Genomic DNA, 7,100 nt, shown 5'->3' with positions numbered 1-7,100 from the left:
TGCCGCCGCGATGCTCGAGACGAAGCCGCGGTCGATGGATTCATGCTCGACCGGCCATGCAGGGTCGAACTCGACAAAATCGAGTTTGCGCAGACGGACATACTCGCCGAGGTCGCGCCCTTCGCGCCAGTCAGCGGCAAATCGACGGCGAACGCGGTCGACTAGCGAGGGCGCCAACTCGGACTTGAATACGCCGAACAGACGTCGGAAATCGGCCTCGCTGTTAAGGGGGGGATAGCCAAGGTTGGTGAGGACCGCGCCATATGCCCGGAAGTCGAGCCCCATGCGGCGGCGGATGATTGACTGGTCGTCGGTATCGTCAACCGACGACAGCGCCAGTGCTGCAACATCGAGCCCAAGCTCGGCTGCTAGCCAATCTCGCAATTTCAGACCAGTGCCAAGGCGGTCGTGCCTTTCCACGAGTTCGTCCGCCGCCGCCGGGCCTTTGATGAAGGCCACGATGGGAAGAACGGCACGCACTCGGCGCTCGATGCCGCCCCGAGTTGCCGCGAAGTGGTCGCGGACGACGCCGATGTCGCGGCGAATCGCGCGTGCGAGCATGTCCTCGCTGGGCGCAACGGAGGTGTCCAGGTAGCCCTCTCGCTGGAGACGCCCTAGCATCGGCTCCAGCGTGTTGCGGCGCGCGCCTACGAGCTTCGTGATCGCCGGAGCCGCCTCGATCAGGAGGTCGACGCCGACCGGCTCGCGGCCCGTAACGAGTAGTGTCGGGGTTCGGGCATGCGGGATTGCCTGCACGCGATCGTCGCCATGGGCGGTGATTTCCAGGCCTTCGATCAACAGCGCGAAACGGACACACCGCCTCAGGCGGATCTGCCGGAGGCGGCGATCGAGCTCCTCGGTCGCCAGCGTGCGCAGTTCCAGAGCATCGCCAAGGTACTCGTGGGCGAGGATTGCGACGTCGCTAAGCCATGCAAGGGAGCCGGTTGCCAGATGCGGGTCGGTGGGAAGGGGTTGGAACACTTCGCCATCGACATGCAGCTGGACATCGCCGGAATCGGCGAGCCTCGGTGCGAAGGCGCCGGTCGCAGCAAGCAAGTCGCGGATCGTGGCGCCGTCCGTCTCCCCGACGTCAAGGACCGCCTCGCCTCGGTCCGCAAGAGTGCGGGCAGCGAAACCCTGGCGCTCGGTAGTGACATGCACGACACGGGGAGCACTGGCATCCGGCACGAGCAACTCAAGTCCGCCTGCGCGCTCCACGACAAGGGGCAGCGCCGTTCCAAGTGCCAAACGTTTCTCGGCGACATCGCTCCACGCGCGGCGAAGTTGCTCGCGTAGGTCGCGTCGCTCGGCCGCCGACATATCAGATAGGGCAGCGGCAAGTGAATCGAGGCGTGCGGGCGCAGAAGCGGCAGCCGACCAGTCGCGAAGGCCGATCCGCTCGTCGAACAGAAGTTGCGGAAGGCCAGCACGGCTTCCAGGCTCGGCGGAGAAGCGCGGGACGAACCTCGGCGGAATTTGGCGTTGGGCCGTCGTAGACCAACTTTGGCGGGGCGTCTCGAACGTGGTTTCGTCACGGCGCAGGCTTGCAGGCCAGCTACCCTCCCGAAGGAAGACTTGGAGCGGTGTCGGCAGTTCGATCCGCTCCGAGCCGCGCCAATGGTCGATGCTGAACACGAAATGAGCCTCGCCGTGCTCGCGAAGATAGGCGATGATAAGGTCGGAGAGCGCCTCTCGCGCCGACGCCGGCAAGGACGCGTGCTCGAGCTGGCCCGGCAGTCGCCAGATTTCTTGCCGGAGGTGGTAGTCGGTCTGCGGGTAACTGAAGCCTAGCGTCCTCGAATGGGCAGTCCAGTTGGCGTCGAGACCGAGCTTTGGCGCACCGGAGAACAGGAACGTATTCCAAGTGTTGGACGGGGTCCCTATCTTCCGATGCGTACCAGCAATCGGCTGCAAGCCGTCGCGCACGCCAAGCACGCCGAGGAAACGCAACCAGTCTTCCCTGCGGTCGTCTGAGGCAGCTTTCGGCCAATCGGCAAAGCTAGGAAGGAGCTTCCCTTTCTGCTCGCTTGCGTCGGCGGAGTAAGGTGCCGCCTCGTGGAGATAGAGTTCCAGCGTCCGCCCGAGCGCGGTCCAGGATGCCGAAAAGGCAGCCTCGCCCGCGGCGCACCAGCCCGCAAGGCAAGGCACGAACAAGCGGGCTGCGCGAAGGCCTTCCTCAACGGTCTTGCCCCCAGTATTACGCCAAACCTTGTAGACCCACACGAGCGCCTCGCGCCGCTGAACGTCGGTCGGCGAGCCGCCAAGCGCCCCCTCCATTCCGCTCAACGCCTCAAGCGGATCGTAGCGCCGGAGCAGGCCGGCCTTCTCGAATGCTCGCAGGCTCGCCTCGGAAATCTCGATCGATGGCTTCAGGAAACGGAACTTGCGGGACAATGATGATGGGGGGCTTGGCGGACCTTCGCCCCTCTTACCGCGCTCCTTTCCTATGCGATGGAAGACGGGCGGCGCACCTTCGAGCCCCTTGGCCGTCGCGCGCAGCAGCCTGTCGTCACTGTCTGGGAAGAGCTTCTTTCCCTCCAGGCTGGAAAGCCTGAGGGAAGTCGCCGCGTAGATAGCTGCCACGTCATCGTAGAAGTCGTGCCACCGACGCCGAGTCTGGCGGCCTTTTGCCGAAAGGTGCCCCGCAATCGACTCCACCCAGTAGGATAGCGTGTCTTCGCCTGGCGCAAGCGGCAGCGACACGGCGGCGGCAAGGCCCTTGAGGCGTTGCAAGCGTCCATCGCCGATGGACAAGGGAACGATCGCAGCCTCGGCGGTGCTGGCAAGCTTGGCTGGGGTCAACTGATGGGTGCGGACGTCAGGCCAGGCGTAGAGGTCGGTGAAACTAACCCAGCGTGCAGGGCCGCCCGAGACCACTGGCCAGATGGCGACGTTGGCTAGCGGCCGCTTGAGCGCGGTGAATGCCTCTATCACCTTGGCCATGTGCGTCCCGGACCAGGCTGCTAAGTCTATGATCGCATTCTCGGGCACGGCGAGGCCCCTATCCACGATTGCCAACGCGGCCTGTGCGGCCGTTTTTGCGGCGGCCTCCAGAAGGTGCCTGTTGAGGGGCAAGTCTGCCTTGATCGAGCGCCGATCGATGTCGGCGAAGAAGGGGGCGTCGATATGCCCGGCCATCGGCGAGACAGCGCGATCATCCATCGGCAGGAAATTGAATAGCCTTGGCGCCGAGAGCATCGGCCCGCCGATCGGGACCGCCACGGAGACCACCGCGTCTCCCTTCCAGGATAGCCAGCGCTTTAGTGGCGGTGCAACGCCAATGCTCGCGCGAACGGCATCGAGCACCGCCGGCTTTGGCAGGACCTGCCGCGCGACCAGAAAGGCATTGGTCCCGTCGAGGGTCACCCGCTCAATGCGCATGCCCTCTGGCAGGTCGGTCTCGACGGGATCGACATGGCGGGAGAGCGTCGTGCGCGTGGGCTCCTTGCCTGGTTCGGTGACCGCCGCGTCGAGCAACGACAAGCGGTCAAGGAAAAGCAGGACCGGTGCAGGAGCTTCAAGGACTGCAGCGACCTGCCTGCGGGCAAGCTCGATCGCCTCGTCTGTCATCAGCGGCAGGGCGACCACCGTCGCATACCCCTCCTCAGCGAGCTGCTGCACCTCGGCGGACTGGAAGCCGACCGTCACGGGAACGAGGTAGCGCGGCACGTTTGAGGCGACCTTTGCCGCAACCGCCGCGGTGGCCCCGATGGCAAGCAGGCGGCTTGCTATTTCCTCGGTAGTCGCGAACCTGAAGCAATAGCCGCCAAACCGGGTGCCCGGCTCGCCGACGCCAGCTGAATACACATGAACGTCGTCGGTCAGCGCCTCGACGCTGCGGAAACCCAGACCCTTGTTGCCGATGCCCTCGCCAATTTCCTTGTCGCTCGTCCCGATGTTGCGGATCGCCTCGAGGTTTGAAGCGGTGAAGGCGCGTCCCTTGTTCGCGACGAGCAGCGTACCGCGCGCCGGCCCCTCGATGACAAGCCGGATTGCGATTTGGCCTCGTTCGTCCGCCGCGTGCGCGTCATGGGCGTTCTGGAGCAACTCAAAGAGGACGCGGTCGCCATACTGCGTCCCGATAACGTCATTCAGGCTTTTCAGGCTCTCATAGATCTTGAGCTTGCGGCGATGCGCGTCGAGCGCGTGCTCAAGTTGCGAGAGTGTCAGGGCCTCTATCGCGGAGGCAGCATCCGTCCGTGGGACATAGTCCAATGTGTCGGTCGTTGCCCCGCGCGGTGGCTCGTCCAGATCGGCCATGTCGTTTCGTCTATCGCAGGCGAAGGTTGGTCAAGTGCGATGAAGCCTCACTGCGAGGAGAGCTTCGGTTCGTCGCGCCGTTGCTGTTAGGCCGTGAGGGTCGAGTCCGACATTCCTGAACACGTCGCGGAACCAATCGAGAACCGGTCCTTTACTCGAGAGCGGATAGGACATAGATTATCGCCATGGCCACGATCCTCTCTTCACGCGAACAGGCTGAGACCGGTGCTCTGGCGCGCCGTGTCGGCGGCTATGACGTGATGATCCGGCTCGAAAGAGAGCTCAAGAAGATCCAGGATGCTGGCAAGACCGGCAAGATCGAGCGCGATCCGAAGACCAAGCAGCTCCGCGTGGTCGCAGTCGCGTAGTTTGCTGGTATGGCGCTGACGCTTTCGGTCATCGCCGGCATTGCTCTGCTCCTTCCCGGATTGTTCGCGGTCCTATTCTGGAATGTGCGCGCGCGACGCCATTCCGCGTCTCGCCCTGACCTCCCAATAACAGCCGTGAGCGTCCTCGCCATCTCGATCTGCGTGTCGATGATGGCCCATTTGATCATGTGGTACGTGTTCTTCGCGGGCCGATTGTTCGCGGTGCGGGTCGGTGACGGATTGACCTACTTGGCATCGGACCTCACGCTGCCCCCGCCGCTGGCGAACCCGATCGAAACCATCGTGCAGCTTACCCACGGCGCGGCGACGAGCCCAGGCGAGGTAGCCTTGGTCGCGGTCACCATACTGTTGGAGATCGCTTTCGTCGCGGCCGTAGTCGCCGATGACGGCTTCGACCTGATGCTCGAAGGCATGGACCTCAACAACCAGGGGTGGGTCTACACATACATTATCCGACCGGCACAGAACGATTATCGCCCGCTGGCATATGTGCTGACCACGCTCCAGAAGGACAATCTCGGCATCGGCTTCCGCGGTGTCGTCGCCGACATCCGGCAAAGCGAGCGTGGCGAGACACTGGCGCTCAGTCTCAGCGAGCCAGAGCGTTTCCTGTTCGAACTTAAGGCTGGGCGGGAAGGTGGCGGCTACGGCGGCGAGCCGAGCGAGCCTAGCTTCGTGCGGCACAAGGACGAGGGCATCGGCGATGTCGTATCGCTCGACGGCAAGGTCATTCAGAACATCGTGATTTCCAACCCTCAGGCGAAGCGGTTGCAGGAACTCAAGTCGCTTCTCGATGCGGGCGGCATACCGGCCACGCCGGATGAGTCGGCGTTGGAGGGTCGCTAAGATGCTCAGCGCAATGTTTATCCGTGCGGTGATCGTCGCGAGCATGCTCGTCGCGTTAGCGGCGATTCTCGGCGGTCTGCTGCTGCTACTTCAGCGCCCTTGGTGGCCGTCAGTCGTGTTCCAGACCGGGCAACGACCGCGAGCCTACGCTCCTTGGCTGATCGGGACATTCGCGGCGGTTGCGGCATTTGGTTACACCTTTCTCGGTGGGGCGGGGCTAGCGATGGTGACGCTGCTTTGGTTCATCATTGCGCCGGCCGTGATCGTTCCCCGCGCGACCAAAGCGGCTTGGAAAGCCGATACTGAGGAGCAAAGGAAAGCTGCCCTCGCCGTTCGCAACCGGGCTCGGCTTGCTGCCGGTGAGCCTGAGCTCGACGCGACCGTGTGCTGGAACCAATATGTGCTCGACCGGGCCCGAGCCGAACGGCAGGCGGAGTATCAGCCCCCGGGTGCAGGCTAAGCAGTTCTCCTCAAAGGAAGCTCTCTCCCGCATGGTTCTTGAACCGTTCGGCCGAACGGACATAGTCAGACAGAATTTGCACGGTTTTGTGCCGGCTGACCTCCTGCATCTTGAAGATCGTCGCGCCTCGGCTTGCCGCTTCGGTCAGAAACCCGGAGCGTAACGAGTGTCCTGAAAATGTGCTCGCGTCGAAGCCGGCATCTGAGGCGCAACGCTTGACGAGCCGCGCTACCGCTCTGTCGGACATCGGCGAGGCGGTGAGCTGGTCTCCGCGGGTCAGCCGGCGGAACAACGGCACTTTCTCTGCTTCGGCCTCAGTCCGTTCCAAGCCGGCTTCGAGGATCCGCACCGCGTCGATCCATTCGAGCAGCAGCGCCTTCGGCTTGATCTGCGCACCTTCCGGGATGGCGATCGTTGCGCCTTCACCTGCCTGATCGGTCTTAGTCGGTCCGAGATACAGCTCGAGCCCTTTCTCATGCAAGCCGACGCTCCCCATCGTCAGACCGACAAGCTCGGATCGGCGCAATGCCGCGGCCATTCCCATCGCAAGGACTGCACGGTCGCGCTTTGCCCGCAACCCGGAACCTTTGATTTCGGCTAGCATGCCCAGAAGCGCGGCAGCATCGGCCGCGCTCTTGCGCGTTTTCCGGATGGTCTTGGTATGGCGAATGCCGGCGAGCGCCTCGCGGAGGCCGCCAGCGGCCGGGTGCGCGGTCGGCGCAGGGTAGTTGCTCGCCCGGTGATGGTGCCCGATCGCGGCGACGCGCCGCTCGATAGTCGACGCCTTGAACCCGGCCGTGGCTTGGTTGGCCACGAACGCGGCGACCTGCTCCGGATGCGCGGGCATGGACGCGAGCCCACGCGAGCCGCACCACTCGCTGTAGATCGCCCAGTCTGACCCGTAGGCGCGGTGGGTGGCAGCCGCACGCGCCGCCTTCTTGAACGCTGCGGCCTGCTCGAGGTCATCGCGCAGAACGGCGAGCATGTCGCCTCCAGCCGCCAGGACCGGCAGCCCGCCACCGTCCGCCGTGTCAGCTTCACTGTTGGCTGTCTCGTCCATTACGACTGCTTCCGCTTCGAACTGGACGGGATTGGCTCCCCTTCCGCGCTCTGTCCAACTATGTCCGATAAGGCATCTTATCGGA

The 7,100-nt window shown here is 64.1% G+C and carries 5 protein-coding genes; 3 read left to right on the top strand and 2 right to left on the bottom strand.

The genetic code is table 11. The features are described from left to right. Window positions 1–4,260 (bottom strand): ATP-binding protein (locus tag Q0U08_RS00775; RefSeq protein WP_298089120.1); only part of this gene is annotated, 4,260 nt, incomplete at its 3' end. Between the two features lie 185 nt (window positions 4,261–4,445). Between Q0U08_RS00775 and Q0U08_RS00770 the strand changes: the two genes are divergently transcribed. The 3 genes from Q0U08_RS00770 to Q0U08_RS00760 are packed head-to-tail and all read left to right on the top strand — an operon-like array spanning window position 4,446 to window position 5,955. Next, window positions 4,446–4,628, top strand: a complete 183-nt coding sequence (locus Q0U08_RS00770; protein ID WP_272781570.1) for a hypothetical protein — start codon at window positions 4,446–4,448, stop codon at window positions 4,626–4,628. A gap of 9 nt (window positions 4,629–4,637) precedes the next feature. Continuing rightward, window positions 4,638–5,495 carry a hypothetical protein gene (locus tag Q0U08_RS00765; protein WP_298089119.1) on the top strand — a complete coding sequence of 286 codons (858 nt, stop codon included), beginning with the start codon at window positions 4,638–4,640 and terminating at the stop codon, window positions 5,493–5,495. A 1-nt stretch (window position 5,496) separates the two neighbouring features. Next, complete coding sequence (locus Q0U08_RS00760; protein WP_298089118.1) at window positions 5,497–5,955, top strand: hypothetical protein; 459 nt, start codon at window positions 5,497–5,499, stop codon at window positions 5,953–5,955. A 10-nt stretch (window positions 5,956–5,965) separates the two neighbouring features. Here Q0U08_RS00760 and Q0U08_RS00755 read toward each other — a convergent pair whose 3' ends face one another. Further along, window positions 5,966–7,015, bottom strand: a complete 1,050-nt coding sequence (locus Q0U08_RS00755) for a tyrosine-type recombinase/integrase (RefSeq protein WP_298089116.1) — start codon at window positions 7,013–7,015, stop codon at window positions 5,966–5,968. Window positions 7,016–7,100 lie beyond the last annotated feature (85 nt).

Origin of the sequence: uncultured Sphingomonas sp. (assembly GCF_946477935.1) — a bacterium.
Classification (GTDB): domain Bacteria; phylum Pseudomonadota; class Alphaproteobacteria; order Sphingomonadales; family Sphingomonadaceae; genus Sphingomonas.
This window is presented reverse-complemented; position numbering and strand designations above follow the sequence as displayed.